Origin of the sequence: Microbacterium sp. PAMC22086, from assembly GCF_019443525.1 — a bacterium.
GTDB classification, from domain to species: domain Bacteria; phylum Actinomycetota; class Actinomycetes; order Actinomycetales; family Microbacteriaceae; genus Microbacterium; species Microbacterium maritypicum.
Genome location: NZ_CP080380.1, coordinates 37,156 through 63,437 on the forward strand (window position 1 = coordinate 37,156; position 26,282 = coordinate 63,437).

Here is a 26,282-nt window from a genome sequence, read left to right on the forward strand (position 1 = left end):
CACAACGCGTCCTAGGCTCCTGACATGCGCCGGCCGTTCATGGACACCCCCGACCAACTCGCGAGCCTGGAGGGACAGCAGTACCTCGTACTCCGGCCCACCGCGGCGGTCGGCACGGTCTATCGCGATGTCCAGGATGCCGCCGTCTCCCGCCTCGGCGTCCCGGCACGGCGCCCGCACACCGGGCACGTCACACTGCGGGGGTTCTACGAGCCCGAGCGACGCGAGGCACTCACCGGGCTGATCCGCTCGTGGGCAGCGCGGCAGGCCCCGATCGAGGTCATCGCCGAAGCCGTCGACGAGTTCCCCGTGCCCTGGCAGATCCTGATCGTGCGCCTCGCCCGCAGCCCCTCGCTCGTGTCGGCGTATTCGTCACTGACCACCGCACTGGATGCCACGGACTTCCGTCGTATCGGCGAGCTGCCTCTGGAGGACTGGACGTTCCACCTGTCGGTGCTCTACGGCAAGACCCTCGACGGAGCCGAGTGGTCGCGCTTCGCACAAGCCGAGTCACGACCCTTCGAGCCCGAGCCTTTCGAGACGATCATCGAGGCCGAACTGGTCTGGTACCAGGACGGCATCGAGCACGCCGAGGTCCTCCCGCTGCGTGGCTAACCCGAGTAAGCCGCCTCCGCGACGCTGGTGGCACCGCGGGTCGGCTCAGCTCAGCTCAGCTCAGCTCAGGCCGGAGTAGGCGTGCAGGCCCTTGAAGAAGACGTTCACGATCGTGAAGTTGAAGATCACGGCCGAGAATCCGACGATCGCCAGCCACGCCGAGGGGTTGCCGCGCCAGCCGCGGGTCGCGCGGGCGTGGATGTATCCGGCGTAGATGACCCAGATCACGAAGGTCCAGGTCTCCTTCACGTCGAAGCCCCAGAAGCGGCTCCAGGCGTAGTAGGCCCAGATGGACCCGGCGATGAGCGTGAAGGTCCAGAGGATGAAGCCGATGATCGTGAACATGTACGCCAGGCTCTCCAGGCGCACCGCGTTCGGGAAGGTGCGGAGGAAGCCGGGACCGGTCTTCGTGGCGTTCTCGCCGAGGAGTCGCTCGCGGCGCGACTGCATGAGCTGGATCACCGAGAGCGCGAACGCGAGAGCGAAGAACGCGGTCGCGAGCGAGGCCACGAACACGTGGATGACGAGCCACACGCTCTTCAGCGGGTCCATCAGCGGTGAGACGTCGACGTAGAAGTTGGTCGCCCCGAGGCCGAGCAGCACTACGACGAGGCCCGTGATGAACGTGCCGAGGAACCGCAGGTCGATGCGGGTGAGCACGACGAGGAACACCGCGATGATGAGCAGCGTGCCCATCATGGCGAACTCGTACAGGTTGGCCCACGGGACTCGTCCGGCCGCGATGCCACGGGTGATCGCAGCGGCGAGGTGGAAGAGGAACCCGAGCACGGTGAGCGAGGTGCCGATCCGGGCCATCACGAATCGCTGCGGGGCGGTACCGGAACCAGACGCGGGTGCGGATGCGGTGGTGCTTGCGCCACCCGCTCCGACGAGCACCGACTCGCGGACGTTCTGCGCGTCGGCTGTCGCCTGCGAGCGCCGTGCGAGATCGAAGGCGTAGGCAACGAAGGCCGCCGCATAGATCGCGATCGCCGTCCAGAGCAGGACAGGCGAGATCACGTTGAGCTCGAGCATGGTGTCAGTCTACTTTCCGGGTGTCGGTTGCCGGGGCTTCCGGCTCGGCGGACTCGTCCGCGGTGTCATCGATCGTGGGGCGCGCCGTGGTGCCTCCGGCCGCGTCGAGCAGTCGGGCGTGCCCTGCGACGAGGTCTTCCACGGCTGCGGCGAGGGTCGGGTCCTCGCCTCGGGCGAGCGCGGCGTACTCGAGGGCGATCTCGCCGTCGTGCGCTGTGGCCTTGACCCACACACGGCGACGCGGCACGAACAGCGCGATCATGAGACCGCCGAGTGCGAGCAGCGCGAAACCGAGCACCCACACGCCGGACTCGTCGCGGTGGATCTGCAGCGAGGCGAAGCGCTTCACCGACTGGGAGGCGTCCGCTGCGCCGGCCGGAGACTCGTCCTCGAAGGTCACCGAGCCGAGGCCGTTCGGCAGCTGTGCGGTCTGCCCCGGTGCCAGCTCGATCGACTCGACGTCGGTGGTGCGGCCCGTGAGCTTGGTCATCCCCGTGGTGTCAAGCACGTAGACGGAACGCGGCACCCCCTCGTTGATCCCGAGGTCTCCGGTGTACACGTCGAGAGTGAGCGTCGGGTTCGTGAGGTCGCCGTATGCGGAGAAGAACGCACCGCTCTCGAGCACGCCCGTGGTCGGGTAGAAGAACCCGACGAGTCCGACCTGCTCCGCAAGCCCGTCCGGCACCTTGAGCACACCGAGCGAGGTCATGTTGTTGTCCTGAGGAAGGAACGGCGTGCTGTTGGTGAACACCACGTTGCCCTCGGGGTCACGCACGGTCACGGTCGGCGCGTAGCCGTTGCCGAGGAGGAACACGTCATCGTCGGCGACACCGAGGGGCTCGTTGACCTTGACCGAGCCGGTGCGCTCCTCGCCGTTCTCCTGCACCGTGACGTTGGCAGAGAAGTCTCCGGCCTGCCCGGAGCCGGGCTCACCGAACGGCTGGTACGTCACATCGAAGGAGTCGAGGCGCATCGAGTACGGAGAGAACGCGTCGTCGCTTACGAAGCGTCCGCGGTTCATCGAGTCGTAGTCGAGGAGCGTGTTGGCGAAGGTCTCCCCCTCGACGAGCACGCGCTGACCGGTGTACGAGAACCCGCCCCCGATACCGACCGTGACCAGCACCCCCACGAGCGCGAGGTGGAAGAGCAGATTGCCGGTCTCGCGCCAGTAGCCGCGCTCAGCGGAGACCGAGAACGTGCGGCCGCGGTCGTAGCGCTCCACACGGTAGCCGAGAGCCTTGAGCTGTTTCGTGGCGACGTCGATCGATGCGGCGGCCTCGGCTTCGGCATCGCCGGTCTTCGTGCCGGAGTCTGCCGCAGGGTCCCGAGTGACCGTGTGGTAGTCCTCGAGCCGCTGCAGTCGCGCGGGGGTGCGCGGCGGGCGCGCACGCAGCGCCTTGGCGTGGTGCTTGATGCGCGGGATCACGCAGCCGACGAGCGAGGCGAACAGCAGCAGGTAGATCGCCGAGAACCACGGCGACAGGTACACGTCGAACAGCTTCAGCCCGTCGAGCACCGGGAAGAGGTCGGGGTTGTCGCGCTCCCACTGCGTGACGCCGTTCGGGTCGGCCATCCGCTGCGGGAAGATCGAGCCGGGGATCGCGGCGATCGCGAGCACGAGCAGCAGGATGAGCGCCGTGCGCATCGAGGTCAGCTGACGCCACCCCCAGCGCAGCCAGCCGACGAACCCGAGCCGCGGCTGGGTGATCGAGTCGTCGCCGTCGACGTGGTCCGACGGACGGAGCGGATCGCTGGAGTCGCTGTTCGCGGCACCCTTGTTCTTGGTCATGGCCTTCTCAGTGCGGGGGTTCTTCTCGGGACGGGTGGGCTTGTCGGGACGGGAATCGGGTCGCGCGCCCACCTCCGGATCGTCAGAGCGGGAGGATGACACTGCCGATCACCGCCGTCAGTCTCGACATGATGTCGGTCCAGAGCCCGGTGACCATCAGCACGCCGAGGAGGAGAAGCATCACGCCACCGATGATGTTGACCACCCGGATGTGCCGACGCAGGAAACCGATCGCCTTCGTGGCCCAACCGAAGCCGAGGGCGACGAGCAGGAAGGGGATGCCGAGGCCGAGAGAGTAGGCGAGACCGAGGAAGCCCGCCCGCACAGGATCACCGGCGTTGAACGACAGCGCGAGGATCGCCGCGAGCGTCGGGCCCATGCAGGGAGCCCATCCGATGCCGAGCGCGATACCGAGGAGCGGGGCTCCGACGACGCCGACCTTCGAGTCGACGTGGAAGCGGAACTCCTTCTGCGCGAAACCGAAGAGCCCGAGGAACACCAGCCCCATCGCGATGATCACGACCCCCAGGATGCGCGTGATCAGGTCGCCCCACTGCAGCAGGAAGACCCCGGCCGTTCCGCCCAGCACGGTGTAGAGGATGAAGACGATCGTGAACCCGAGGATGAACAGCAGCACGCCCCCGACGAGTCGCCCTCGCGTCGCGGTCTCGGTGGTCTGCGTCGTCGTCCCGCCTTCCGCACCGGCAGCAGCGGTCGACCGAGGTGCGACGGCGCCGCCGAGGAAACCGAGGTAGCCGGGAACGAGGGGGAGCACGCACGGGGAGAGGAAAGAGACGAGTCCCGCGAGCATCGCGACCGGGATCGCGATCCAGAGGGCCCCGGAGCCGATGATCGCTTCGGGGTTCACAAGGCTCCCCTGATGGTCACGAGTCCTCCGCCAGGGCGTCCTTGACGAGCGTGGAGAGGATCGACTTGCCGTCGATCGGGCCGATGATGCGGGCAGCGACCCGGCCCTGCTTGTCGAGCACGAGTGTGGTCGGCGTCGCAGCGATCGGGGTCTCCTTCGCGAAGGCGAGCTTGGCCTGGGCGGTGTCGACATCGATCAGGCTGGGGTAGGTGACGCCGTACTCGTTCGCGAAGGCCACAGCGGTGTCCGCCTGGTCGCGGGTGTTGATGCCGACGAACGCGACGTCCTCATCGCTGAAGTCCTGCCACACCGCTTCCAGGTCGGCAGCCTCGAGGCGGCACGGCGCACAGCCGGCGTACCAGAAGTTCACGACCGCGACCTGTCCGGCGATGTCGGCGCTGTCGAACTTCTCGCCCTCCTCGGTCACCCCGCTGAACACGACGGGTTCGCCGCGCTCGGAGACCGGGATCTCGACGATGGCACCGTCGGCGGCGACATAGCCCGTATTCTCGCCGTTCAGGAACGATTCGCTCACCGGATCGGGAGCGCAGGCGCTCAAGCCGATGGCGAGCACCGCAGCGAGCGCGGCACCGACCGCACGACGCGAACGCCGGGTGCGGGAGGAGCGGCCGCTGCGGATCTGACGGACCGTCGAATCGCTTGGCACGACTCCGAGTTTACGCAGAGGATCCTATGCGCGAGCCGGAAACGGGCGCCTCGCCGAGGGTCTCAGAAGCGTGCCAGAACGTCGTCCACACCCGCACGGAACCGCGGGCAGGTGGCGATGTCGTGCGCCCGGCAGCCCATCGCGTGCTCGGTCATCTCGCGGGATCGGCGCATCTCCTCCATACGCCGATCGATGTCCTCCAGATGCTGCTGCAGCACCTGGTGCCGCCCGGCGCTGCCGTCGTCGAGCAGCACCCCGATCTGTTCGAGCGTCATCCCCGCGGCCTTGCTGCGCTGGATCACGGCGATGCGCACGACCTCGTCTTCGCCGTAGCGCCGGCGCCCCGCGGAGTCTCGAGGCGGCCGGAGCAGACCCACCGATTCCCAGTGCCGCAGCACGTTCGTGGGCAGTTCGACGCGGGCGGCCACGTCGCCGACGGACCAGGGGTGCGCATCGCTTGACTTCATGTTGACATGAAGTCACAGACTGACGAGGAACGCAACAACGTCATCGGAAGGACCACCATGTACGACTCCATCGTGATCGGCGCAGGACCGGCAGGACTGCAGGCCGCTCTGACCCTCGGGCGGATGCACCGCTCCACGTTGCTCCTCGACTCGGGCGAGTACCGCAACGGCACCGTCCTGCACATGCACAACATGATCGGCGCGGACCGCACCGCCCCCGCCCAGCTCCGCGCGACCGCACGGGCAGAGCTCTCCGCCTACGACGACGTGGAGATCCGCGACGCCGCAGCGATGAGCATCTCGGGCGACGAGGACGCCTTCGTCTTCGGCATCTCCGATGGCTCCGTGGTCGAGGGGCGCCAGGTCATCCTCGCCACGGGCGTCGCCGACGAGCTTCCCGACGTCCCCGGCCTGCAGGACCTGTGGGGCACACTCGCGTTCAGCTGCCAGTTCTGCGACGGACACGAGCACGCGGGAAGACCGATCGCCATCCTCGGCGCCGCACCTCGGGCCGCGCACCTCATCGGCCTGCTGGGAAGGATCGTCGGCGACGTCACCGTGTTCCCCGTCGGGGAGATGTTCGCCGACGAAGACATCCAGATGCTCGAGGCGAAGGGCGTGCGGGTGAGCCCTGCCCCTGTCTCCTCCCTCGAGAAGGTCGACGGAGGCGTGCGCATCCGCACCCACCACGATGAGCGCGTGGTCGACGGCATCTTCGTCGCGGCGGGATCGATGCGCCAGCGGTCACCGTTGGTCGCGCAGCTCGACCTGCAGATGCTCGAGTCCGGCTGCATCGAGATCGACGAGTTCGGACGCACCTCGCTCCCCGGGGTCTTCGCCGCGGGCGATCTCGCCCACCGTGCGACCCTTCCCGGCCCGATGGCATCCGTGCTGCTGGCGGCCGCCGCCGGTCAGCTGGCCGCGGTCGGCATCATCCAGTCACTCCTGGCCGCCGAGCACTGAGCGGGGCGCGTCGCGAGGACCGGCTCAGACCGCGCCGACGTCCACGGCGCCGCCGGTCGCGGCGGGCTCGGCGTAGGCGACCTCTCGCCAGACGTCGCCGACGCGCTCGAACGAGGTGACACTCGACAGGGCGCAGCGACGCGTGCGCGGGTCGTGCTGCAAGGGCAGGACCGCCACCCGGAGGTGGGTGATCCAGATCGGTGCCTGGTGCGAGACCATCACGACGTCGCCGTCCGGTGCCGCATCCCACGCTTCGTCCATGATGCCGAGCATCCGCTCCGCGATGGAGGAATACGGCTCACCCCAGCTGGGAACGGACGGCTGGCGCAGGTGCCACCAGTTCAGCGGGTTCATCAGGGAACGGCGCATCTGCGTCCCCTCGAACACGTTGGTCGGCTCGATCAGGCGGATGTCGACCTCGGGCACGAGGTCAAAGCGCTCCGCGAACGGCTCGGCCGACTCCTGCGCACGCTCCAGCGGCGAGGAGTACAGCGCGCGCACGGGACGCTCGAGCGAGGCCACGTGGTCGGCCGCCGCTGCGGCCATCCCCCGGCCCGCCGTGCTCAGGTGGTAGTCGGGAAGACGACCGTAGAGCACGCGGGCTGGATTGTGCACCTCGCCGTGTCGGACGAGGTGCAACCACCGGGACGCCGTCATGTCACGCCTTGCTGTAGCGCGAATCCCCGAAGCCGAGGATCAGGTACCCGATGTACGGGAAGAGGAAAAGCAGGAAGAACGAGAAGAGCCCGCCCTTGTTGAAGCGCTCACCGAGCTTGAACGCGACGATGATCGCGAGGATCAGGTTCGCGACCGGGATGAGGTACAGCAGTGCGAACCAGCCGGACATTCCGGCGATCTTCACCAGGAAGACGAGGTTCACGATCGGGATGATCGCGAGGATGCCGGGGTATCCGGCCTTCGTGAACACCTTCCACAGCCCGATGGCGACGAGGATGTAGAAGACGAGCGCGATCAGGCCCGTAGTACCGGAGAAGATCGATGCGTAGAGATCGGCGATGCCGTTGTTGTCCACGGTGCATCCTTTCTGTGTAAGAGCTGTGTCGTGGCGATCCTACTGATATGCCGCCCCGGACGCCGCCGACGGGGCCGATGACCTCCCGTCCGCCCCCGTAGAATGGGCGGGTTCCCCATTTCCCAGATCAGAAGGAATACTCCGTGCTTCGCACCCACTCGGCAGGCTCTCTGCGAGCCGAGCACATCGGTCAGACCGTCACCCTCTCGGGTTGGGTCGATCGCCGTCGTGACCACGGAGGAGTCGCTTTCATCGATCTGCGGGACGCCTCCGGCATCGCTCAGGTCGTCATCCGCGACGAGGAGATCGCGCACCCGCTGCGCAACGAATTCGTGCTGAAGGTGACCGGCGAGGTGTCGCTGCGCCCCGATGGCAACGCGAACCCGAACCTCCCCACCGGCGAGATCGAGCTCATCGCGACCGACGTCGAGGTGCTGAACGAGTCCGCTCCCCTCCCCTTCCAGGTCTCCACGGCACTCGCCGACACCGAGACCGTGGGCGAGGAAGCCCGTCTCAAGTACCGCTACCTCGACCTGCGTCGTCCGGCCCCCGCATCCGCTCTGCGCCTGCGCTCGAACGTCTACAAGGCGATCCGCGACGTGCTGCACGCCGACGACTTCACCGAAGTCGAGACGCCCACCCTCACGCGCTCCACGCCAGAAGGCGCGCGCGACTTCCTGGTGCCAGCTCGCCTGAGCCCCGGCAGCTGGTACGCCCTACCGCAGTCGCCGCAGCTGTTCAAGCAGCTGCTGATGGTCGGTGGCGTCGAGAAGTACTTCCAGATCGCCCGCTGCTACCGCGACGAGGACTTCCGCGCCGACCGTCAGCCGGAGTTCACGCAGCTCGACATCGAGATGAGCTTCGTCGACCAGGAAGACGTGATCACGCTCATGGAGTCGCTCATCGTGGCGATGTGGGCGACGATCGGTGTCGAGGTGGCCACGCCCCTGCCGCGCATGACCTACGCCGACGCCATGGCCAAGTACGGCTCCGACAAGCCCGACCTGCGCTTCGGACTCGAGCTCGTCGAGGCGACCGAGTACTTCAAGGACACCCCGTTCCGCGTCTTCCAGGCGGAGTACGTCGGCGCGGTGCGCATGCCCGGTGGCGCCTCGCAGCCCCGCAAGCAGCTCGACGCCTGGCAGGACTGGGCCAAGCAGCGCGGCGCCCGCGGCCTCGCCTACGTGCTGTTCACCGAGGACGGCACGCTCGGCGGCCCTGCCGCGAAGAACCTGTCCGAGGCCGAGCAGGCCGGACTCGCCGAGCTCGTCGGTGCCGAGACCGGCGACTGCGTCTTCTTCGCCGCCGGTTCCACCAAGGAGAGCCGTGCGCTGCTCGGTGCCGCGCGCGTCGAGATCGGCCGCCGCCTCGGCTACCTGAACCCCGATGAATTCGCCTTCACCTGGGTCGTCGACGCTCCGATGTTCGAGCCGGCAGCCGACGCCGTGGCCTCCGGTGACGTCGCCGTCGGCGCGGGCGCCTGGACGGCCGTGCACCACGCCTTCACCGGCCCCAAGCCCGAGTTCCAGGACACGTTCGACACCGACCCTGGATCGGCCCTCGCCTACGCGTACGACATCGTGTGCAACGGCTCGGAGCTCGGTGGCGGCTCGATCCGCATCCACCGCGAAGACGTGCAGAAGCGCGTGTTCGAGGTCATGGGCATCAGCGACGAGCAGGCCGACGAGCAGTTCGGCTTCCTGCTCGACGCGTTCAAGTTCGGTGCCCCGCCCCACGGCGGGATCGCGCTCGGCATGGACCGCGTGCTGCAGCACCTGACCAAGACCGAGTCGATCCGCGAGGTCATCGCCTTCCCGAAGTCGGGCAACGGCTTCGACCCGCTCACCTCCGCTCCGGCGCCCATCACCGACGCGCAGCGCGCCGAGGCCGGCGTCGACTACGAGCCCGAGGACGACGAGGCCTGACGCCCACCGCCACGCGGACTCACGCCCGGGTCGCACGCAGTCCTCGGACTCGTGCGACCCGGGCGTTTTCGGTCGTTCAGCCGAGTGATGCGAAGGCGGGGAGGATGTTCTCGGTCCAGACGTCGACGCCGAGCTTGCCGATCAGGACGATCACGACCACGAGGAAGACGACCCGGATGAACGTGGTCCCGCGGGAGATCGCCATCCGCGACCCCAGGTAGCTGCCCGCGACGTTCGCGACGGCGAGAATACCGCCGAGCAGCCACAGCACGGCACCGTGCGGGATGAACAGCATCAGTGCGCCCGCGTTCGTGGCGAGGTTGACGATCTTTGCCTTGGCGCTGGCCTGCAGGAAGTCGTAGCCGAGCAGTGCGACGAGCGTGATGACGAGGAAGGTGCCCGTGCCCGGACCGATCATCCCGTCGTAGAAGCCGATGCCGATTCCTGCCGCGCCCGCCATGATGTGGTGCTTGTGCCCGTGGAACCGCAGCTGGGTCGCCGCCCCCATCTGCGGCCGGAACGCGGTGAACAACGCCACCACGAGCAGGGCGATCACGATGATCGGCTTGAAGGCGGCCGGCGGCAGCACCGTCGCGACGGCCGCTCCCCCGAACGAGCCGATCAGTGCGACGATCGCCATCGGCACGGCGGTGCGGATGTCGGGTTTCGCGCGCCGATAGTAGGTGGCGCTGCTGGTCGCGGTGCCGAAGACCGAAGCGAGCTTGTTCGTCGCGAGGGCCTGCACCGGCGAGATACCGGGGATCAGCAGCAGCGCGGGCAGCTGCAGCAGTCCTCCCCCGCCGACGACGGCGTCGATCCAGCCGGCGCAGAACGCAGCGACGACGACGAGCAGGAGCATCCCCCACGTGAGCTGCTCCAGACCGAGCACGGCGCCGATATCCACCTCGCCATGATTCCAGAGAGTGGACGCCGCTCCGGCATCCGCTCCGTGCGCTGGCAGACTGGAGCCATGCTCGACGCCCTCCCGCTGCCCCACTCTTTCGAATCGCGCATCGGGACGGCGCTCCTGCGGCGTGCCACGGTCGATGACACGGATGCCGTGATCGCCCTGCTCGCCGACGACCCGATCAGCGCGGCCCGCGGCGATGTGGCCTCCGAGGAGGACCGACCGGCCTATCGACAGGGGCTCATCGAGATCCTGGCCGAACCGTCGAACGACCTGCTCGTCGTCGAGCACGACGGCGCGATCGTCGGCACGCTGCAGCTCACCTCGATCCCCGGGATGGCACGTCGCGGCGCCCGACGGCTGCTGGTCGAGGCGGTCCGCGTGCAGAGCAGCCTGCGCTCGTCGGGCATCGGCTCCGCCGTGATGCGCTGGGTGTCGGAGGCGGCGGCCCCTGCGGTCGGCGCGAGCATGGTGCAGCTCACCTCGGACGCCTCCCGCACCGACGCGCACCGTTTCTACGAGCGGCTGGGGTACGTCGGCTCGCACCGCGGCTTCAAGTACAGCGTCCCGCAGGGCTGAGACGCCGTGGCCCTGTTCGGCCACCGCCTCGCCACCATCCGTTCACCAGACCCGCGACGGGCGGCAACCTCCGCCTCGTAGTGTCCTCTCGCAACCCGAAACCGGCTCACAGCGCCGGACACCGAGAGGACACTCATGGCTCGCTTCACCCGCCGCGCGCGCATCGGCGCCGGCATCGCCCTTGCCACCACGGCCGTACTGGCGCTGACCTCCTGCGCAGGCGCGACCGACGCGCCCGCCGCCGGCGGCTCCGACGTGGACGCCTCCGCCGCGACCTCGGTCGCCGACTTCGGCACGTTCGCCGATCTCGAGGCCGCGGCCAAGGCCGAGGGCTCGCTCAACGTCATCGCGCTGCCCCGCGACTGGGCCAACTACGGCGAGATCCTCGATCTGTTCGCCGAGAAGTACCCCGAGATCACCATCAACGAAGCGTCCCCCGACGTCTCGAGCGCCGAGGAGATCCAGGCCGCGAAGACGAACGAGGGCCTGGACACCGCGCCCGACGTGTTCGACATCGGCCTCACCGTCGCCCTGCAGAACACGGATGTCTTCGCTCCCTACAAGGTGCAGACCTGGGAAGACATCCCCGCGGAGCTGAAGGAGCCCACCGGTCTCTTCGTCGGCGACTACGGCGGGTACATGTCGATCGGCTATGACTCGTCGAAGTTCGACGCTCCGGCCGAGCTCTCCGACCTGCTCTCGGCCGACTACAAGGGCGCGGTCGCGATCAACGGCGACCCGACCCAGGCCGGAGCCGCGTTCGCAGCTGTGGGACTCGCCACCGTGCAGTCCGACGGCACCCTCGACGACTTCCAGCCGGGCATCGACTTCTTCTCCGAGCTGCAGAAGGCCGGCAACCTGCTCAAGGTCGACGTGACGACCGCGACCATCGCGAGCGGCGAGACCCCCGTCGTGTTCGACTGGGACTACCTGAACGCCTCGCACACGGCGGACAACAAGGACTGGAAGGTCGTCGTGTTCGACGGCACCGGTTACGCCGGGTACTACAACCAGGCCATCAACGCCGACGCCCCGCACCCTGCTGCCGCACGTCTGTGGCAGGAGTTCCTCTACAGCGACGAGGTGCAGAACCTCTGGCTGAAGGGCGGCGCCCGTCCGGTGCGCATGGAGGCCATGACCGACGCCGGCACGATCGACGCCGACCTCGCCGCCGCACTCCCCGAGGCTCCTGAGGAGACCGTGGTCCCGACCGAGGAGCAGTCGACGAACGCCGGCACGCTGCTCGGCGAGAAGTGGGCTTCGGCGGTCCAGTGACCGCCCTTTCCGCAACGGGGGCGGGTGCCGCGGCATCCGCCCCCGCCACCTCCGCCGGGTCCTCGCCGCTCGCGAGGACCCGGCGGTCCGCTCCGTCCTTCGCGTGGCTCGGGCTCGTCCCCTTCGCCGCCTACGTCGTGCTCTTCCTGGCGGTGCCGACGATCCTGTCGATCGGTTCCGGCTTCTTCACGAAGGACGGCTCCTTCACCTGGACGAACCTGTCGGCCCTCGCCGACCCCGTCGTGCTGAACACGTTCGCGAACTCGGCGGGACTCTCGCTGCTCACCGCCCTCGTCGGCGCGATCGTCGGCGCCCTCGTCTGCTACGCCCTGCTCGGCATGGACCCCGAGAGCCGAACGCGCTCGGCAGTTGACGCCGCAGCCGGTGTGCTCGCGCAGTTCGGCGGCGTCATGCTCGCATTCGCCTTCATCGCGACCATCGGTATCCAAGGCGTCGTCACCGTGTTCCTGAAGGAGTCCTTCGGCGTCAACATCTTCGAGAACGGCACGTGGCTCTACGAGCTGCCCGGCCTCGTCCTCCCCTACTTCTACTTCCAGATACCACTGATGGTCATCACCTTCATGCCCGCCCTCGCCGCGCTCAAGCCGCAGTGGGCCGAGGCGAACCTCACCCTCGGCGGCACCCGTGCGAGCTTCTGGCTGCGCATCGGCATCCCTGTGCTCGCGCCCTCGTTCCTCGCCAGCCTGCTGCTCCTGTTCGCGAACGCGTTCTCCTCGTACGCCACTGCCGCCGCCCTCGCCAGCCAGGGTGCGCAGATCGTGCCGCTGCAGATCCGCACGGCCCTCACGAGTGAGACCGTGCTCGGACGGGAGAACCTCGCCGGTGCTCTCGCGCTCGGCATGATCGTGATCGTCGGGATCGTGATGGCGCTTTACTCCTTCGTGCAGCGACGAGCAGCGAGGTGGCAGTCGTGAACCGACTCGGCCCCTCTCTCGCGACCCGCTGGGCCATCGGCATCCTGGTCGGTGCGTTCTTCGCCGTTCCCCTCGTGTCGACTTTCCTCTTCACCCTCCGCGACCCAGAAGGCGGGCTGTCGTTCGCACGCTGGACCGCGTTGTTCGACCCCGCGGCCGCGGCGACGCTCAAGCCGATCTGGACGGGGTTGGGCAACTCCCTGGTGCTCGCCGTCGTCACCGTCGCGATCGTGCTGTTGCTGCTCGCGCCGACGATGATCCTGGTGAACCTGCGCTTCCCGAACCTCAAGCCCGCTTTCGAATTCGCGGTGCTGCTGCCCATCTCGATCCCGGCGATCGTGCTCGTGGTCGGGCTGGCCCCGATCTACCTGCAGATCGGCCGTGCGTTCGGCACCGGCACCTGGACGCTCGCGTTCGCCTACGGGATCACCGTGCTGCCGTTCGCGTTCCGGTCGATCCAGGCATCGATCGACGCCGCCGACCTGCGCACCCTCTCCGAGGCCGCACGTTCGCTCGGCGCGAGCTGGCCGACGGTCGTGCTGAAAGTGCTCGCCCCGAACCTCCGCCAGGGGCTGCTCGCCGCATCCCTCATCTCCATCGCCGTGGTGCTCGGAGAGTTCACGATCGCCTCCCTCCTGAACCGCCAGGTGTTCCAGACCGCGATGGTCGTGGTGAACAAACAGGATCCGTACGCGCCGGCCATCTTCACCCTGCTCGCGCTGGTGTTCGTGTTCCTCCTGCTCCTCCTGATCGGCCGCGTCGCGCGCGGCACCGGAAAGGCCCGCTCATGACCGTCGACCACGCGCTGCCGCGCACCAAGGACAACCTGCTGCTCGCCCAGGCGGGTGAAGGCACTCGCGTCGAGCTGCAGGGGATCGTCAAGAGCTACGCCGGCAACCGGGTGCTGCACGGGGTCGATCTCGACATCGCTCCCGGTGAGTTCGTCTCCCTTCTCGGCCCCTCTGGCTGCGGCAAGACGACTCTGCTGCGGGTGCTCGCAGGCCTCGAGGGTGCCGACGAGGGTGCGGTGCTCCTGGGCGGTGGTGACGTCTCGCGAGTACCCACGAACAAGCGCGACATCGGGATGGTCTTCCAGTCCTACTCGCTGTTCCCGCACCTGCGGGTCGCTGAGAACACTGCTTTCGGCCTGCGCCGGCGCGGGATCGGCAAAGCCGAGGCAGCGCGCCGCGCCGTCGATGCTCTCGCTCTGGTCGGCCTCGCCGACTTCGCCGACCGGTTCCCGCACCAGCTCTCGGGCGGACAGCAACAGCGGGTCGCGCTGGCACGTGCGCTGGTGACCGAGCCCAAGGTGCTGCTGCTCGACGAGCCGCTCTCCGCGCTCGACGCGAAGGTGCGGGTCCAGCTGCGCGACGAGATCCGCCGCATCCAGTTGCGACTCGGCATCACGACCGTCTTTGTCACCCACGACCAGGAGGAGGCGCTGGCCGTCTCCGACCGGATCGCCGTGATGAACGCCGGCCGCATCGAGCAGATCGGATCGCCGGAGGAGCTCTACACGATGCCCTCCACAGCCGGCGTCGCCGCCTTCGTCGGGCTGTCCAGCGTCGTGTCGGGGGTCGCCGAGGGCGATCACGTCATGGTGTGGGGGCAGCGGCTTCCCCTGCAGTCTCCGGCCGACGGCCCGGTCGATGTGTACCTGCGACCGGAGAACGTCTACTTCGCTTCCGAGGAGGATGCCGCAGCCGACGCCCTGGTCGAGGAGAGCACCTTCCTCGGGAGCATGCGTCGCACGCTCGTGCGCACCGAGTCCGGTGAGCTGGTGCGCGTGCAGCATGCCCCGGGAACCCACCCGGCGTTCGGTGATCGGGTGCGCATCGCGATCGCTCCCGAGCCGGTCGCGGTTCATCCCCGCGGCTGACGACCCCTCGCTCTTCCCCGGACCCTCGCCGAGCGCTAGCGTGAGGCCCGAGGGGCGGGGTTCCCTCCATCCGAGAGAGAAAGGATGCCTCATGGCAGGCAAATTCGAGCTGTACACCGACAAGTCCGGCGAGTACCGGTTCCGTCTGAAGGCCGGCAACGGCGAGGTCATCGCGATCAGCGAAGGCTACTCGTCGAAGTCCGCCGCGCTGAACGGGATCGACTCCGTCCGCCGGAACGCCGCCGACGCCGCGGTCGTCGAGGCCTGAACTTCCACCCCGCGCTTCGAGACGAGACCCCCTGTCGCAGATGTCTGCGGCAGGGGGTCTCGTCGATCTCGGATCAGAGCACGCGCGAAAGGAAGTCCTTCGTGCGCGGGTGCTGCGGGTTGCCGAGAACCTCGCGCGGGTCGCCTTCCTCGACGATGTGTCCACCGTCCATGAAGATCAGGCGAGACCCGACCTCGCGCGCGAAGCCCATCTCGTGCGTGACGACGAGCATCGTCATCCCCTCATCGGCGAGCGAGCGCATGACCTGCAGCACCTCGCCGACCAGTTCGGGGTCGAGCGCCGATGTCGGCTCGTCGAACAGCATCATGTCGGGGTTCATGCACAGCGCACGCGCGATCGCCACACGCTGCTGCTGTCCTCCCGACAGATGCCCGGGGTAGGCATCGGCCTTCTCCGCCAGCCCGACGCGGGCGAGCATCTCCTTCGCGACCCTCGCCGCCTCAGCCTTCGAGCGCTTCTTCACGCGCTGCTGCGCGATCGTGAGGTTCCCCATCACATCGAGGTGCGGGAAGAGGTTGAAGCTCTGGAACACCATGCCGATGCGGGTGCGCACGCGGTCGATGTCGACGTCGGGGTCGGTGATGTCGATCCCCTCGATCAGCACCTTGCCGCCGGTCGGTTCCTCGAGCAGGTTCACCGACCGCAGCAGCGTCGACTTTCCCGAGCCCGAGGGTCCGATCACGCACACGACCTCGCCCTTGGTGACGGTGAGGTCGATGCCCTTGAGCACCTCGTTGTCGCCGAACGACTTCACGAGCCCCTGCACATCGATCGCGGGGGCGTGGACATCAATCAGATCGGTGATCATCGCTGCTTCGCCATCCGTCGTTCGAGCCACGCGCTGAAGCGCGTGAGCGGGATCGTCACGATCAGGTACAGGATCGCCGCCATGATCAGCGGCGTCGCGTTGGTGTTCTGCGTCGATGCATCACGGGCGAAGTTCGTCAGCTCCTTCGACCAGATGAAGGAACCCGCCACGAACAGCAGCGACGTGTCCTTCAGCAGCAGCACGAACTCGTTGGTCAGGGGCGGGATGATGATCCGGAACCCCTGCGGCACGATGATCCAGAACGTCGTCTTCATGGGCGACATGCCGAGCGAGCGCGCGGCCTCGGTCTGCCCCTTGGGAACGGCCTGGATACCGGCACGGATCGTCTCGGCCATGTACGCCGAAGCGACGAGGATGAGACCGATGAGTCCGAGCACCACCGGCCCACCGAGCTTCGTGCCGGGGACGCCCAGTGCGATCGGCAGGATGAAGGCGATGCCGAAGATCGTGAGGATCGCGGGAAGCCCGCGGAACAACTCGATCCACATCGTCGCGATCCACCGGAACGGCGCGATGGTCGACAGCTTCATCAGCGCCAGCACGACGCCGAGCAGCAGGCCGCCAGCGAAGGCCACGGCCGTGAACCACAGCGTGTTGACCAGGGCGGTCGTGATGATCCCGGGGAACATCTTCGCCGCGACCTCAGGATTGAAGAACAGCGGCCCGATCTTCGCCCAGTCGGTGCTCACGATCGCCCAGACGGCGATCGCGAGCAGCACGACGTAGACCGAGTACCGATACAGCTTGCTCTTGGTGGTACGCCTCAACGCCATCGTCGAGGTCCTCCCGTTCTACCGACGCCGCCGGTCACTTGGCCGCGAGGTACTTGTCGTAGATCTTCTGGTAGCCGCCGTCGTCCTGGAGCTCCTTGAGCGCCTTGTTGACGGCATCGCGCAGCTCGTCCTTCTCCCCCTTGGCGAAGGCGAAGCCGTACGACTCGTCGGTCGGGTACGTCTCGACGATCTTGTAGTCGGGGTCATCCTGCTCGTGCACGTAATTGACGGGCTGGTCCTGCAGGATCGCGTCGATCTGACCCGCCTGCATGGCCGGCCACAGCTCACCGTCCGAGGGATACTGCACGAGCTGCGCGCCCGGAGCGTTCTCGCCCGCGTAGGTCTCGCCGGTCGTGCCCTGCTGCACACCGACGTTCTTGCCGTCGAGGTCGTCGATCGACTTGATGTCCGAGTCGGTACGCACGAGGAGCGACTGCAGCGAGTCGACGTACGGGTCGGAGAAGTCGAGGTTGGCCTTGCGCTCGTCGGTGATCGTCATCGCGGAGGCACCGATGTCGCACGTGCCGGCAGCAAGCGTGGTGCCCGACTGCAGGGCGTCGAAGCCCACGTCCTGCACGGAGAGCTTCAGGTCGATCTTCTCGGCGATCGCGCCGAGCAGATCGATGTCGAATCCGGAGTAGCCGGTCTCGCTGGACGGGTCCTCGACCTCGAACGGCGGGTAGGGGACATCTGAGCACACGGTGAGCGTTCCGGCCTCGACGAGACCGTACTTGTCGTCGGCGGCGGGAGCGTCACTGCTGCCCGCGTCGGATGATCCGGTGGCGCAGCCGGCGAGCGCGAGGGTGGCCGTCGCCACGAGGGCGAGACCGGCAATGAGGTTGCGACGAGGCATGTCGGCTCCTGTGAGTCGAGGGCACGAAGGCCCGCTGACGGATAGGAGTTCATCTAAACATGCGGCTCGTCGCGTGACCAATGACATCGGCATAGACGCGCATTACGTTTGTGTTGCAAGTACGCCCCGGTCACGCGAAGAAACCGAATTCCGGGGTCGGCGCGACGCGGTCTCAGACCTCGAAGTCGACAGCGACGCGAGACGCGACCACAGTGCGGATGTACGCGGCCACCTCGGCGTGTGCGGGGTGCACCTGGTACTCCTCGATCGCCGCGATCGAGGCGAAGTCCGCGACGAGCGTGACGTCCCAGTTCGCTTCCGGGTAGGCGACGTTCGCTCCCGCGGAGATGGAGAGGAGCTGCGGAACGACGCCGTCGAGGGCGTTCAGACGGCGAGCGACCTCAGCCGCCTGCGCACCGCGCTCCGCGGCGTCTTCGGCGGCGAGCTTCCAGGTCACGACGTGGCGGATGGTCACAGAGATTCCTTCGTTCCGGTCAGCGCGTCTGCGCGAAGAGAGTCCTCGAGCGCTTCGCGCAGCCGATCGGGCGCCACCCGCCAATGCGCGTGCAGCTCGCCGTCGATGAGCACGACCGGGATCTTCTCCCACCACAGCTCGTACAGCGCGGGGTCGTCCTGGATGGAGGCCTCGACGATCTCGATCTGCTCGGCCGCGGCATCGGGCAGCTCGGCGACGACGGCATCGATGACGTCGGAGGCGACGTCGCAGAGGTGACAGTCGGGCTTGCCGATCAGGGTCAGCGTGGTCACGCCGACGGCACCTCGACCTGGCGCCCCTGGGCGATCCACTCTCCGGTCCCGCCTTCGACGTTCGTGGCGTCGTAGCCGCGCGACTCCAGCGCCTCGACCACACGCGCCGACCGCCCACCCGCCTGGCAGATGACGTCGAACGCCTCCGCGGGGAGCTCTTCCAGCCGGTTGCCGATCTCGGACATCGGGATGTTGACGGCCCCGGGCACGTGGCCTGCGGCGAACTCGTCCACCTCCCGCACATCGATGAGCGGGATACCGGTGCGCTCGGCGAGCTCGGTGACGGTGATCGACTTCATGACATCCTCTCGGCGGGACGGAGATGCGGCCGGAGACACAAAGCGCCCGTCCGAAGACAGGCGCTCGTGTCTGGTCGCTTACTTCTTGTTGCGACGCTGGTGGCGAGTCTTACGAAGCAGCTTGCGGTGCTTCTTCTTCGCCATGCGCTTGCGGCGCTTCTTGATGACAGAACCCACGGAAACCTCACTAAGTCAGTGGCTGGGTGTCGCCGAAATCGGACACCCGGGTACGGGCACGGAAAATGCCTCGGGTCAGTCTAGCAAACCCGAAGGCATGGGCTGTCACGCATCCTTCGCCCGGGGCGACGGAGTTCGAGACAGCCGGCGACGTCAGCCGACGTCGGCGATCGGGCGCTGCAGCGCGTCGGCAACGGCAGACTCGGGCACGCGATAGCTGCGCCCGAAACGGACGGCCGGCAGCTCGCCCGCGTGAACGAGCCGATACACGGTCATCTTGGACACGCGCATCAGCTCTGCGACCTCAGCAACCGTGAGGAATCGGACGTCAGGAACTTCGGGCATCCCACGTACCCCTTTCTCGATGAGCACACTCTATGGGGTAGCTGGGACGCGTGTAAACCTCTGTGGCTCGTGTGATCAGTGGGACGACAGCGCCGACGAGCGCGCTCCGCCGGGCAGCCGTCCCAGCACAGACATAGACGTTCTGCGGCATTCGCTCATCGACCGCACGCGCTGGGCGCGTGGGCGAGAGATTGACGGCCACCATAGTGAGAGGCTACCCGCCGTGCGCGGGCACCCGCCCCGCCACGACCGGGGTATTTCCTCCGGCCCGACATTCGGCCCGGCACGACTCGGCGCTCCGGCCCGCTGTCACGCCAGCAGGCGCACCGCCTCGGGCGGCACCGACAGCCGCACCGCCGCGCCGACGGCGAGACCACGCTCGGCGACCGTCTCGACCGACACGTCGGCGGCGAGCGCCGGCTCGGTCGTGTGCACGCGGACGCCCGCGGGCGTCTGCTCCAGCCGCGCGATGCGCGCGACCGGTGCACCGGGGCCGGCAGGTTCCGTTCCCGCCGCCGGCTCGATCCCCACGGCCGACGGCGGGAACAATGCGACGGCGGGCTCGGGCCTACCGGCGGTGCCGGCAGTGCGGCGAGTCACCGCGACCCGCAGCGCACCGGCCACCCACACGCCGTCCGAAATCTCTCCGACTACCCGGTTGACGCCCGCGACCGCAGCCCCGAAGGGAGTCGCCGGCGCCGCGAGCACGGCGCGCACGGGCCCCGTCTGCGTGACGCGGCCGTCCTCGAGCAGCACGATGTCGCCGGCGAGCGCGACGGCATCCACCGCGTCGTGCGTCACGATGACGGTCGTCGTGCCCGTCGCCGCCAGGCGCTCGGCGAGCAGTGCCCGCACGCCCGACGCCGTCTCGGCATCGAGCGCGGTCAGCGGCTCGTCGAGCAGCAGCACGTCGGGCCGCGTCGCGAGCGCGCGCGCGAGCGCGACGCGTTGCTGCTGCCCGCCGGACAGCTCGCGGGGGCGACGGTCGCCCGCCTGCACGTCCGCGAGTCCCACCTGCGCGAGCCACTCGTCGGCTTCGGCAAGGGCATCCGTTTTCGCCGTGCCGCGTGCCCGCAGCCCGAACGCGATGTTCTCGCGCGCCGTGAGGTGCGGGAACAGGTGCGGGTCCTGCCGCAGCAGCACGACGCCGCGGCGCTGCGGCGCGACGACCTGCCGCGGTGAAGTGAGCTCGCGACCGCCGACGCGCACGTGCCCGCTAGTGACGCCGGCAAGGCCCGCGATGACGTCGAGCAGCGTCGACTTGCCCGCACCGCTCGGCCCGAGCACCGCGACGGTCTCCCCCACTCCGACCGCCAGTTCGACGTCGAGCCGGTACGCGCCGCGGTCGACGACAGCTCTCACCTCGAGCCCGCTCATCGGATGCCTCCCGCAAGGTTGCCGGGGCGCCACGCGCGCACGAGCAACAGCACCGCGATCGCTGTGACGAGCAGCAGCAGCGACAGCGCGACGGCCGTGCCCTGCGAGACGCCGGCGCCGTTGAAGGCAGTGTAGATCGCGAGCGGCATCGTCTGCGTGACTCCCGGCGCGTTACCGGCGAACAGCGCCGTCACGCCGAACTCTCCGACGGCGCGCGCGAAGCACAGCACGACACCCGAGACGAGCCCGGGAGCGGCCAGGGGCAGCGTGACCTGCCCGAGAATGCGCCAGCGGCCCGCGCCGAGCGCCGCGGCGGCACGCCCGTATTCGACTCCCGTCGAGCGCAGCGCCCCCTCGAGCGCGAGGACGAGGAACGGCATCGCGACGAACGTCTGGGCGAGCACGACGGCGGTCGTCGTGAACGGGATGCGGACGCCGAACTCGAGCAACAGCTGCCCGAGGGCGCCGTTGCGGCCGAACAGGAACAGCAGCGCGACACCACCGACCATGGGCGGCAACACGAGCGGCACCGTGACGATCGCACGCAGCACCGACGCGGTGCGTCCGCCCGAGCGGGCGATCAGCAGCGCGAGCGGCACGCCCAGCAGCAGGCACATAGCGGTCGCGACAAGCGCCGTCGCGAGCGACAGGCCGAGGGCCGACAGCGCCTCGGGTGAGGTGATGTCGGCCCCCAGCGCCGTCCACTCGACGCGGGCGACGAGCGCCCCGAGCGGCACGACCAGCAGCGCCAGCCCGAGCAGCGCGGGAACGAGGAGGATCTGCGGCATGAAGCCGCTCTCCCCCCGCCCGCGCCGGGCGAGGCCGCTCGACCGGCCGCTCACGGTGTGACTCAAGGAGCGCCGAAGCCCAGTCCGCTGAGCACCGAGCGACCCGTGTCGCTCAGCACGAAGGCGACGAACGCGGCGGCGATTTCGGAGTCGGGGGCGCCGGTCAGGGCGACGATCGGGTAGCGGTTGACGACGGCATCCGCGCCCTCGGTCTCGGCGGTCTCGACCTCGTCGGTCGTCGCGGCATCGGTGACGTAGACCAGGCCCGCATCGGCTTCGCCGCTCGCTACCTTCGTCAGCACGGCGGTGACGTTCTGCTCGTAGCTGTCGACGCTTGCGGTGACGCCGGCGTTCTCGAGCAGCGTTGCGGATGCCGCGCCGCACGGCACTTCGGCGGCGCACAGCACGACCGTGAGGTCGGCGTTCGCGAGGTCGGCGAGGCCCGTCACACCACCGGGGTTGCCGACCGGCGTGACGAGGGTCAGCACGTTCGTGGCGAACAGCTCGGGGTCGGTCGCAAGGTCTGCGTCGACGACCTTCTGCATGTTCTTCTCGTCGGCCGATGCGAACACATCGACGCTCGCGCCCTCGATGATCTGCGTCGCGAGGGTCGACGAGCCGTCGTAGCTGATCGGGTTGACCGTCACACCGGGGTTCTCGGCCTCGAACTGTGTCGCGAGCTCGTCGAACGCGGTCTTCAGCGGCGTCGAGCCGGGCGACGAGGTCGGCGGCGATGCGCTCGAGCTCGGGCAGCAGCTGGGCGACGGCGTCGGCATCCATGAACGGGTCGAGCAGGTGGCGCATCTCGGCGTGCGCCGCCCCGTCGAGCCCGTTGGGCACCTGCAGGTGGCGCGAGACGATGCTCGAGAAGGTCTCCGGGTCGTGCGCGAGGCGGACGACTTCAGCATGGTCGCCGATGACGAGGCGGCCCTTCTGATCGAGATGCACGCGGTCAGTCGTCGACATGGAAGATCCCCTTCGCCCCCTTCTCGGCGTCGCTCATGATGTGCGTGACGAAAGGATAGTTCCCCGCCTCGGGGAACGACAGCTCGACGAAGCCGCCCTGCGCGGGCTGCATCGCGAGCGCCTGCGATCCGCCGGCGTCTCCGGGGCGCAGCGTGTACGCGCCCTCGAAGTAGACCGTGTCGAACTGGCCGCCGACGATGTGGAACGACGAGGGCGTGTTGGGTCCGGCATCCAGGGTCCAGATGCGCACGCGCTCGCCCACGGCCGCCGTCAGCGGGCGGTACGCGTACTGGTTCGCGTACCCGTTGAAGGTCACGAGGTCGGGAAGCTGCGTCGCGATGCGGTCGGCGTCGGCCGTCTCGCCCTGCGGGCCGAGGTACAGCTCGCCCTGCACGAGCACGTACTCGCGGTCGACGGGGGCGAGGTCGGGAGGGTCGATGATGACGGCGCCGAACATGCCGTTCGCGATGTGCATCGACATCGGCATCGTCGAGCAGTGGTACATCCAGATGCCCGCCTGCGTCGCGGTGAAGCGGTAGGTGAGGGTCTCCCCCGGCTGGATCGTCCGCATGGGCGCGTCGGGTGCGAGTGCGCCCGCGTGGAAGTCGATCGAATGCCCGATCGACCCATCGTTGACGAGCGTGATCTCGAAGCGGTCGCCGATCTTCCCGCGGATGACGGGCCCGGGCGCGCTGCCGCCGAACATCCACCGCGTCTGCGCGACCCCGGGGGCCACCTCGACCTCCTCCTCGCTCACGTCGAGGGTGATGCGATGGACCGTGTCGGTGGATGCCGGGGCCAGCGCGGCCGGCCAGGGCTCGAAGTCGGCGTCGGGCTCGGCCTCGAGGTCGATGTCGTCGGCGGCCGAGGCAGCGCCCGTCGTGCTGCCGTGGTCGTGGCCCGACATCGAGCCGCTTCCGGAAGCCGTGCCGGCGCTGCCGCCGATGCCACCCGCGGGTGCGCCCGTCACGACGACGGTCAGCTCCATACCCATCTGGCGGTGCCCCGCGATCGAGCACCAGCCGGCCATGTCGGCGCCGATGAGGCCGACCTCGACCGTCTCGGAGGCGCCGGGGGCGAGGCGCTGCGTGCGCACGCCGTTGGCGAAGGTGAGGTCGTGCACGTCGGTGCCGGTGTTGTGGAACGTCACGACGAGCGCGTCGCCGTACGGCACCTCGATCTCGGCGGGCGTGAAACGCATACCCGACACCTCGACCGTGATCTCGGTGACCTCGCCGGATGCCGTGACGTCGCCCCCGGCTGCCGTTGAGATGCCGACGGCGGCGGGGTCAGCGGCGACTCCCCCGGCGACGCACAGCGCGAGCACCGTGAAGGCGACCGCGACCATGCCGACACGGCGCGGGGGCGCCGTGGGAGCGGCCGCGACGGGCACTCCGAGGCCGACCCGCCCGCTGCGGTCGGGGCTGTCGCCCTCGGCACGGCGCACGCGGCGCCCCACGACGATCGCGCGGATCGCGAGGACCAGGAACGCGATGACGACCCCGGCCGCCACGAACGACAGCAGCACGCGCGCGACCGACGGCATCGGCAGCAGGTACAGCACGATCGCGCCGTTGAACGCCGTGACGCGGAATGCGGCGCCGCGATCGAGCACTTCGGCGCCCGCCTTGGCGGCGGCGGGGCTGCCGAGCGCGACGACGGGCAGCAGGTAGCTCATCGCTCCGGTCAGCAGCTGCACCGCGAACCCCGCGACGAGGGGTCCGAGCACCATGAGGTAGCTCTCGCGCAGCGTCACCCAGTCGGGACTGAGCGCGGCGATCACCGCAAGGCATACCGCCGCGACGACGACCCAGCCGTACGCGGCCGCGAGACTCCAGCCGGCGAAGGTGCCCGGCGGCATGCTGCGCGCCTGCCGCCAGCCCTCGATCCCGATGCGGGCCGTCCCGACGATCCAAATCGCCATGCCCAGGGTCACGAGCAGCCGCAGGTCGAGGAGGGGCCCGGATGCCGCGACGACGAGCCCCGCGATGAGCACGGGCAGGGCGAACCGTGCCCCGGCATCCGCCGTGTCTGCCATGCGCGCGTGCAGCACGGTCGGGAACAGCAGCACGAGCGTGCCGAGCGCGGTCAGGCCGATCCAGCCGTAGGCGTTGAGCACGAGGTGCGCCGTCACGAGCCGGTCGGTGAGGTCGGGGTCGCCCGCGGCGCTCATCGTGGCGCCGATCGCGATGCCGCCGAGGAACACCACGGCCGCCGCGACGTAGTACCGCACGAGCGGCCCGAACCGCGACGGCAAGGCGCGGCGCAACTGCAGGAACAGCACGACGGCGTGCGCGAGGATCGCGGCGGCGACGACCGACGCTCCGACGATGACGAGCGGGACGGATGCCGCGAGCACGCCTGCCACCACGAGCCCCGCGCCGACCGTGTGCAGACCCAATCGGATGCCCAGCCCGGCACGACCCGCGGGTGCCTCGCGCCGCAGCAGAGTGTCGGAGAAGTGCTGTGACCAGATCAGGATCGCCGCCGTCACGGCGCCCAGCAGCGGTACGTGCACCATGAGCCACATCGGCTGCGACACGAACCGGTGGATCGTCACCGCGACGACCGTCAGCACGATCCATGCGAGCACGACCGAGTTTGTCAGCAGATACCAGTTACGCCGGGACACGACCGCGGCTCCTTTCCCGTGTGGGGGCGCTGCGGCCGGCCCGCAGCGATACGGCGACGACCGTCACGCCGAACCCGAGGATCGCGACGGCGGCGCCGATGCCGCCCGCCTGCAGCCCGAGGGTCAGTCCCCACGCGTCGCCGATGACGACGCGCACGAGCAGTGACAGTTGCAGCAGGGCGACCGGCACGTACAGCGCCACGTGGTACGGGATCCGCACACCGAGGACGGCGGGCAGGATGACGGGCGCGTGCGCCATGATCATCGTGATCACGAACCCGAGGAAGACCGCGTGCGTCGTGGCGTCGTAGATGACTCCTTCGGTGCGCGCGCCGCCCAGCAACCACCCGGCACCCGCGACAGCGAGCCACGCGTAGCCCGCGAACAGGCATACCGCGACGTACCGCGGCAGCCCCGGCATCCGCACCGTCGCACGGGCGACGTCGTACCGCAGCAGCCACGCGACGACGCCCAGCAACAGGATGCCTGCCACCGGCACCGCGACCACGGGCGTCGTGAGACTCAGGATGGCGACCGCCGACAGCGCGAGCGACAAGGCGAACAAGAGGCGCTCGGCGCGGATGCCGGGAGCCGCGATGCGGGCGAGCTCGAGCCGCTCGCCCGTGATCGTGAGGATGAGGAAGACCGCAAGCAGCGGCACGAGCCGCGGAGCGGGAACGCCGGCGCACCACACGACCGCCGCGACGAGCCCCGTCACGGCGCCGAGTCCCTGGATCGCGGTCGCCGTCATCGGCTGGCGCGCCCAGATCGCGCGGTACTGCAGCGCATGCACCGCCATACCGACGGCGATCGCAGCCTGGCCGGCGATGACCGGCACCGGCGTGAGCGCGAGGATCGTACCCGCCGCGAGCAGTGCGGGCGCGGCATAGGCCCACGCCGCGCGAAGCGCGACGGCGCGTTCGAGGCTGATGAGAGTGCCGACGAACCCGAACACCATGAGCGCCGAGTGCAGTTCGGGCAGCCGCGCGCTGACGATCGGCAGCGCGACGCCCATGAGCAGCAGCCCCGCGACGAGGCCCAGCACGAGCAACCCCGCGGCGGGGATCACCAGCAGCAGGCGCGGCCAGGTGTGGCGGCGCGCGGAGGTGTCCATACTCCGACGGTAGGCCCCTGGGCGCGGCGGCGGGCCGGGGATGACCGTGGTTATCTCCGGCGTTTGGCTCCGGCGGCTACCTCTCGTGCCTACAGCTCCCGCGCGAACGCGACGACGTCGTCATGCGAGGCGATG

Annotated in this window: 30 protein-coding genes; 9 read left to right on the forward strand and 21 right to left on the reverse strand. The window is 69.0% G+C overall.

The genetic code is table 11. The features are described from left to right. Nucleotides 1-24: 24 nt before the first annotated feature. Nucleotides 25-615: a 2'-5' RNA ligase family protein gene (locus tag KY497_RS00180; protein ID WP_258185771.1), complete on the forward strand. Its 591-nt coding sequence runs from the start codon at nucleotides 25-27 to the stop codon at nucleotides 613-615. A 60-nt stretch (nucleotides 616-675) separates the two neighbouring features. On the opposite strand, the gene ccsB is transcribed toward KY497_RS00180, so the two are convergent. From ccsB to KY497_RS00205, 5 genes are all read right to left on the reverse strand, one after another. Continuing rightward, entirely contained in the window at nucleotides 676-1,650 is a 975-nt protein-coding gene (gene ccsB / locus KY497_RS00185; protein WP_141386854.1) for a c-type cytochrome biogenesis protein CcsB, read from the reverse strand. Nucleotides 1,651-1,654: 4 nt separating this feature from the next. After that, nucleotides 1,655-3,439, reverse strand: coding sequence for a cytochrome c biogenesis protein ResB (locus KY497_RS00190; RefSeq protein ID WP_141386905.1), 1,785 nt, complete (start codon nucleotides 3,437-3,439; stop codon nucleotides 1,655-1,657). A gap of 82 nt (nucleotides 3,440-3,521) precedes the next feature. After that, a complete protein-coding gene (locus KY497_RS00195) occupies nucleotides 3,522-4,307 on the reverse strand; it encodes a cytochrome c biogenesis CcdA family protein (protein ID WP_017828142.1) in 786 nt (261 codons plus the stop codon). A gap of 16 nt (nucleotides 4,308-4,323) precedes the next feature. Then, nucleotides 4,324-4,974, reverse strand: a complete 651-nt coding sequence (locus tag KY497_RS00200) for a TlpA disulfide reductase family protein (RefSeq protein WP_082524380.1) — start codon at nucleotides 4,972-4,974, stop codon at nucleotides 4,324-4,326. 62 nt (nucleotides 4,975-5,036) lie between these two features. Continuing rightward, nucleotides 5,037-5,441: a MerR family transcriptional regulator gene (locus KY497_RS00205; protein ID WP_141386855.1), complete on the reverse strand. Its 405-nt coding sequence runs from the start codon at nucleotides 5,439-5,441 to the stop codon at nucleotides 5,037-5,039. Nucleotides 5,442-5,447: 6 nt separating this feature from the next. Here KY497_RS00205 and KY497_RS00210 point away from each other — a divergent pair, with 6 nt between their 5' ends. Beyond that, entirely contained in the window at nucleotides 5,448-6,404 is a 957-nt protein-coding gene (locus KY497_RS00210; RefSeq protein WP_258185772.1) for an NAD(P)/FAD-dependent oxidoreductase, read from the forward strand. Between the two features lie 24 nt (nucleotides 6,405-6,428). Here KY497_RS00210 and KY497_RS00215 read toward each other — a convergent pair whose 3' ends face one another. Together KY497_RS00215 and KY497_RS00220 are read right to left on the reverse strand one after the other, a co-directional pair. Continuing rightward, nucleotides 6,429-7,061 (reverse strand): histidine phosphatase family protein, encoded by a 633-nt coding sequence (locus tag KY497_RS00215; protein ID WP_219869546.1) that lies wholly within the window; start codon nucleotides 7,059-7,061, stop codon nucleotides 6,429-6,431. Nucleotide 7,062: 1 nt separating this feature from the next. Further along, nucleotides 7,063-7,437, reverse strand: coding sequence for a DUF5684 domain-containing protein (locus tag KY497_RS00220; RefSeq protein WP_017828137.1), 375 nt, complete (start codon nucleotides 7,435-7,437; stop codon nucleotides 7,063-7,065). A 143-nt stretch (nucleotides 7,438-7,580) separates the two neighbouring features. Here KY497_RS00220 and aspS point away from each other — a divergent pair, with 143 nt between their 5' ends. After that, nucleotides 7,581-9,362: an aspartate--tRNA ligase gene (gene aspS / locus KY497_RS00225; protein ID WP_141386857.1), complete on the forward strand. Its 1,782-nt coding sequence runs from the start codon at nucleotides 7,581-7,583 to the stop codon at nucleotides 9,360-9,362. A 76-nt stretch (nucleotides 9,363-9,438) separates the two neighbouring features. Here the strand turns inward: aspS and KY497_RS00230 are convergent, their stop codons facing one another. Further along, nucleotides 9,439-10,266, reverse strand: a complete 828-nt coding sequence (locus tag KY497_RS00230; protein WP_229778939.1) for a TSUP family transporter — start codon at nucleotides 10,264-10,266, stop codon at nucleotides 9,439-9,441. A 66-nt stretch (nucleotides 10,267-10,332) separates the two neighbouring features. Between KY497_RS00230 and KY497_RS00235 the strand changes: the two genes are divergently transcribed. The 6 genes from KY497_RS00235 (at nucleotide 10,333) to KY497_RS00260 (ending at nucleotide 15,205) form a co-directional block, all read left to right on the forward strand. Further along, nucleotides 10,333-10,848 (forward strand): GNAT family N-acetyltransferase, encoded by a 516-nt coding sequence (locus KY497_RS00235; RefSeq protein WP_141386907.1) that lies wholly within the window; start codon nucleotides 10,333-10,335, stop codon nucleotides 10,846-10,848. A gap of 135 nt (nucleotides 10,849-10,983) precedes the next feature. Next, the gene (locus KY497_RS00240) at nucleotides 10,984-12,123 is read left to right on the forward strand and encodes an ABC transporter substrate-binding protein (RefSeq protein WP_141386858.1); all 1,140 of its coding nucleotides are present in this window, start codon (nucleotides 10,984-10,986) and stop codon (nucleotides 12,121-12,123) included. Further along, nucleotides 12,120-13,058: an ABC transporter permease subunit gene (locus tag KY497_RS00245; RefSeq protein WP_218682361.1), complete on the forward strand. Its 939-nt coding sequence runs from the start codon at nucleotides 12,120-12,122 to the stop codon at nucleotides 13,056-13,058. Before KY497_RS00240 ends, KY497_RS00245 begins: the two co-directional genes overlap by 4 nt. Next, the gene (locus tag KY497_RS00250; RefSeq protein WP_127481893.1) at nucleotides 13,055-13,849 is read left to right on the forward strand and encodes an ABC transporter permease; all 795 of its coding nucleotides are present in this window, start codon (nucleotides 13,055-13,057) and stop codon (nucleotides 13,847-13,849) included. The genes KY497_RS00245 and KY497_RS00250 overlap by 4 nt, the downstream gene beginning before the upstream one ends. Continuing rightward, on the forward strand, nucleotides 13,846-14,937 hold the full coding sequence (locus tag KY497_RS00255) for an ABC transporter ATP-binding protein (protein ID WP_219869547.1): 1,092 nt from the start codon (nucleotides 13,846-13,848) through the stop codon (nucleotides 14,935-14,937). The genes KY497_RS00250 and KY497_RS00255 overlap by 4 nt, the downstream gene beginning before the upstream one ends. A gap of 91 nt (nucleotides 14,938-15,028) precedes the next feature. Beyond that, a complete protein-coding gene (locus KY497_RS00260; RefSeq protein WP_219869548.1) occupies nucleotides 15,029-15,205 on the forward strand; it encodes a YegP family protein in 177 nt (58 codons plus the stop codon). A gap of 73 nt (nucleotides 15,206-15,278) precedes the next feature. On the opposite strand, the gene KY497_RS00265 is transcribed toward KY497_RS00260, so the two are convergent. From KY497_RS00265 to KY497_RS00325, 13 genes are all read right to left on the reverse strand, one after another. After that, a complete protein-coding gene (locus KY497_RS00265) occupies nucleotides 15,279-16,034 on the reverse strand; it encodes an amino acid ABC transporter ATP-binding protein (protein ID WP_017828128.1) in 756 nt (251 codons plus the stop codon). Further along, on the reverse strand, nucleotides 16,031-16,828 hold the full coding sequence (locus KY497_RS00270; RefSeq protein ID WP_219869549.1) for an amino acid ABC transporter permease: 798 nt from the start codon (nucleotides 16,826-16,828) through the stop codon (nucleotides 16,031-16,033). The genes KY497_RS00265 and KY497_RS00270 overlap by 4 nt, the downstream gene beginning before the upstream one ends. Nucleotides 16,829-16,862: 34 nt before the next feature. After that, nucleotides 16,863-17,681, reverse strand: coding sequence for a basic amino acid ABC transporter substrate-binding protein (locus KY497_RS00275; RefSeq protein ID WP_055870021.1), 819 nt, complete (start codon nucleotides 17,679-17,681; stop codon nucleotides 16,863-16,865). 172 nt (nucleotides 17,682-17,853) lie between these two features. Next, on the reverse strand, nucleotides 17,854-18,156 hold the full coding sequence (locus KY497_RS00280; RefSeq protein ID WP_218682550.1) for a Dabb family protein: 303 nt from the start codon (nucleotides 18,154-18,156) through the stop codon (nucleotides 17,854-17,856). After that, nucleotides 18,153-18,449: a glutaredoxin family protein gene (locus tag KY497_RS00285; RefSeq protein ID WP_055870017.1), complete on the reverse strand. Its 297-nt coding sequence runs from the start codon at nucleotides 18,447-18,449 to the stop codon at nucleotides 18,153-18,155. Before KY497_RS00285 ends, KY497_RS00280 begins: the two co-directional genes overlap by 4 nt. Beyond that, nucleotides 18,446-18,748 (reverse strand): rhodanese-like domain-containing protein, encoded by a 303-nt coding sequence (locus tag KY497_RS00290; RefSeq protein ID WP_017828123.1) that lies wholly within the window; start codon nucleotides 18,746-18,748, stop codon nucleotides 18,446-18,448. Before KY497_RS00290 ends, KY497_RS00285 begins: the two co-directional genes overlap by 4 nt. 78 nt (nucleotides 18,749-18,826) lie before the next feature. Continuing rightward, on the reverse strand, nucleotides 18,827-18,925 hold the full coding sequence (locus KY497_RS00295; RefSeq protein ID WP_003792170.1) for a 30S ribosomal protein bS22: 99 nt from the start codon (nucleotides 18,923-18,925) through the stop codon (nucleotides 18,827-18,829). Nucleotides 18,926-19,078: 153 nt separating this feature from the next. Then, nucleotides 19,079-19,270: a helix-turn-helix domain-containing protein gene (locus KY497_RS00300; RefSeq protein WP_017204627.1), complete on the reverse strand. Its 192-nt coding sequence runs from the start codon at nucleotides 19,268-19,270 to the stop codon at nucleotides 19,079-19,081. 309 nt (nucleotides 19,271-19,579) lie between these two features. Further along, nucleotides 19,580-20,647, reverse strand: a complete 1,068-nt coding sequence (locus KY497_RS00305) for a sulfate/molybdate ABC transporter ATP-binding protein (protein WP_219869550.1) — start codon at nucleotides 20,645-20,647, stop codon at nucleotides 19,580-19,582. After that, entirely contained in the window at nucleotides 20,644-21,435 is a 792-nt protein-coding gene (locus KY497_RS00310; protein ID WP_219870271.1) for an ABC transporter permease, read from the reverse strand. Before KY497_RS00310 ends, KY497_RS00305 begins: the two co-directional genes overlap by 4 nt. Before the next feature lie 62 nt (nucleotides 21,436-21,497). Beyond that, on the reverse strand, nucleotides 21,498-22,211 hold the full coding sequence (modA, locus tag KY497_RS00315; RefSeq protein ID WP_219869551.1) for a molybdate ABC transporter substrate-binding protein: 714 nt from the start codon (nucleotides 22,209-22,211) through the stop codon (nucleotides 21,498-21,500). 176 nt (nucleotides 22,212-22,387) lie between these two features. Next, nucleotides 22,388-25,033 carry a multicopper oxidase domain-containing protein gene (locus KY497_RS00320; RefSeq protein WP_219869552.1) on the reverse strand — a complete coding sequence of 882 codons (2,646 nt, stop codon included), beginning with the start codon at nucleotides 25,031-25,033 and terminating at the stop codon, nucleotides 22,388-22,390. Beyond that, nucleotides 25,020-26,147, reverse strand: a complete 1,128-nt coding sequence (locus KY497_RS00325; RefSeq protein ID WP_219869553.1) for a hypothetical protein — start codon at nucleotides 26,145-26,147, stop codon at nucleotides 25,020-25,022. Before KY497_RS00325 ends, KY497_RS00320 begins: the two co-directional genes overlap by 14 nt. Between the last annotated feature and the right edge of the window lie 135 nt (nucleotides 26,148-26,282).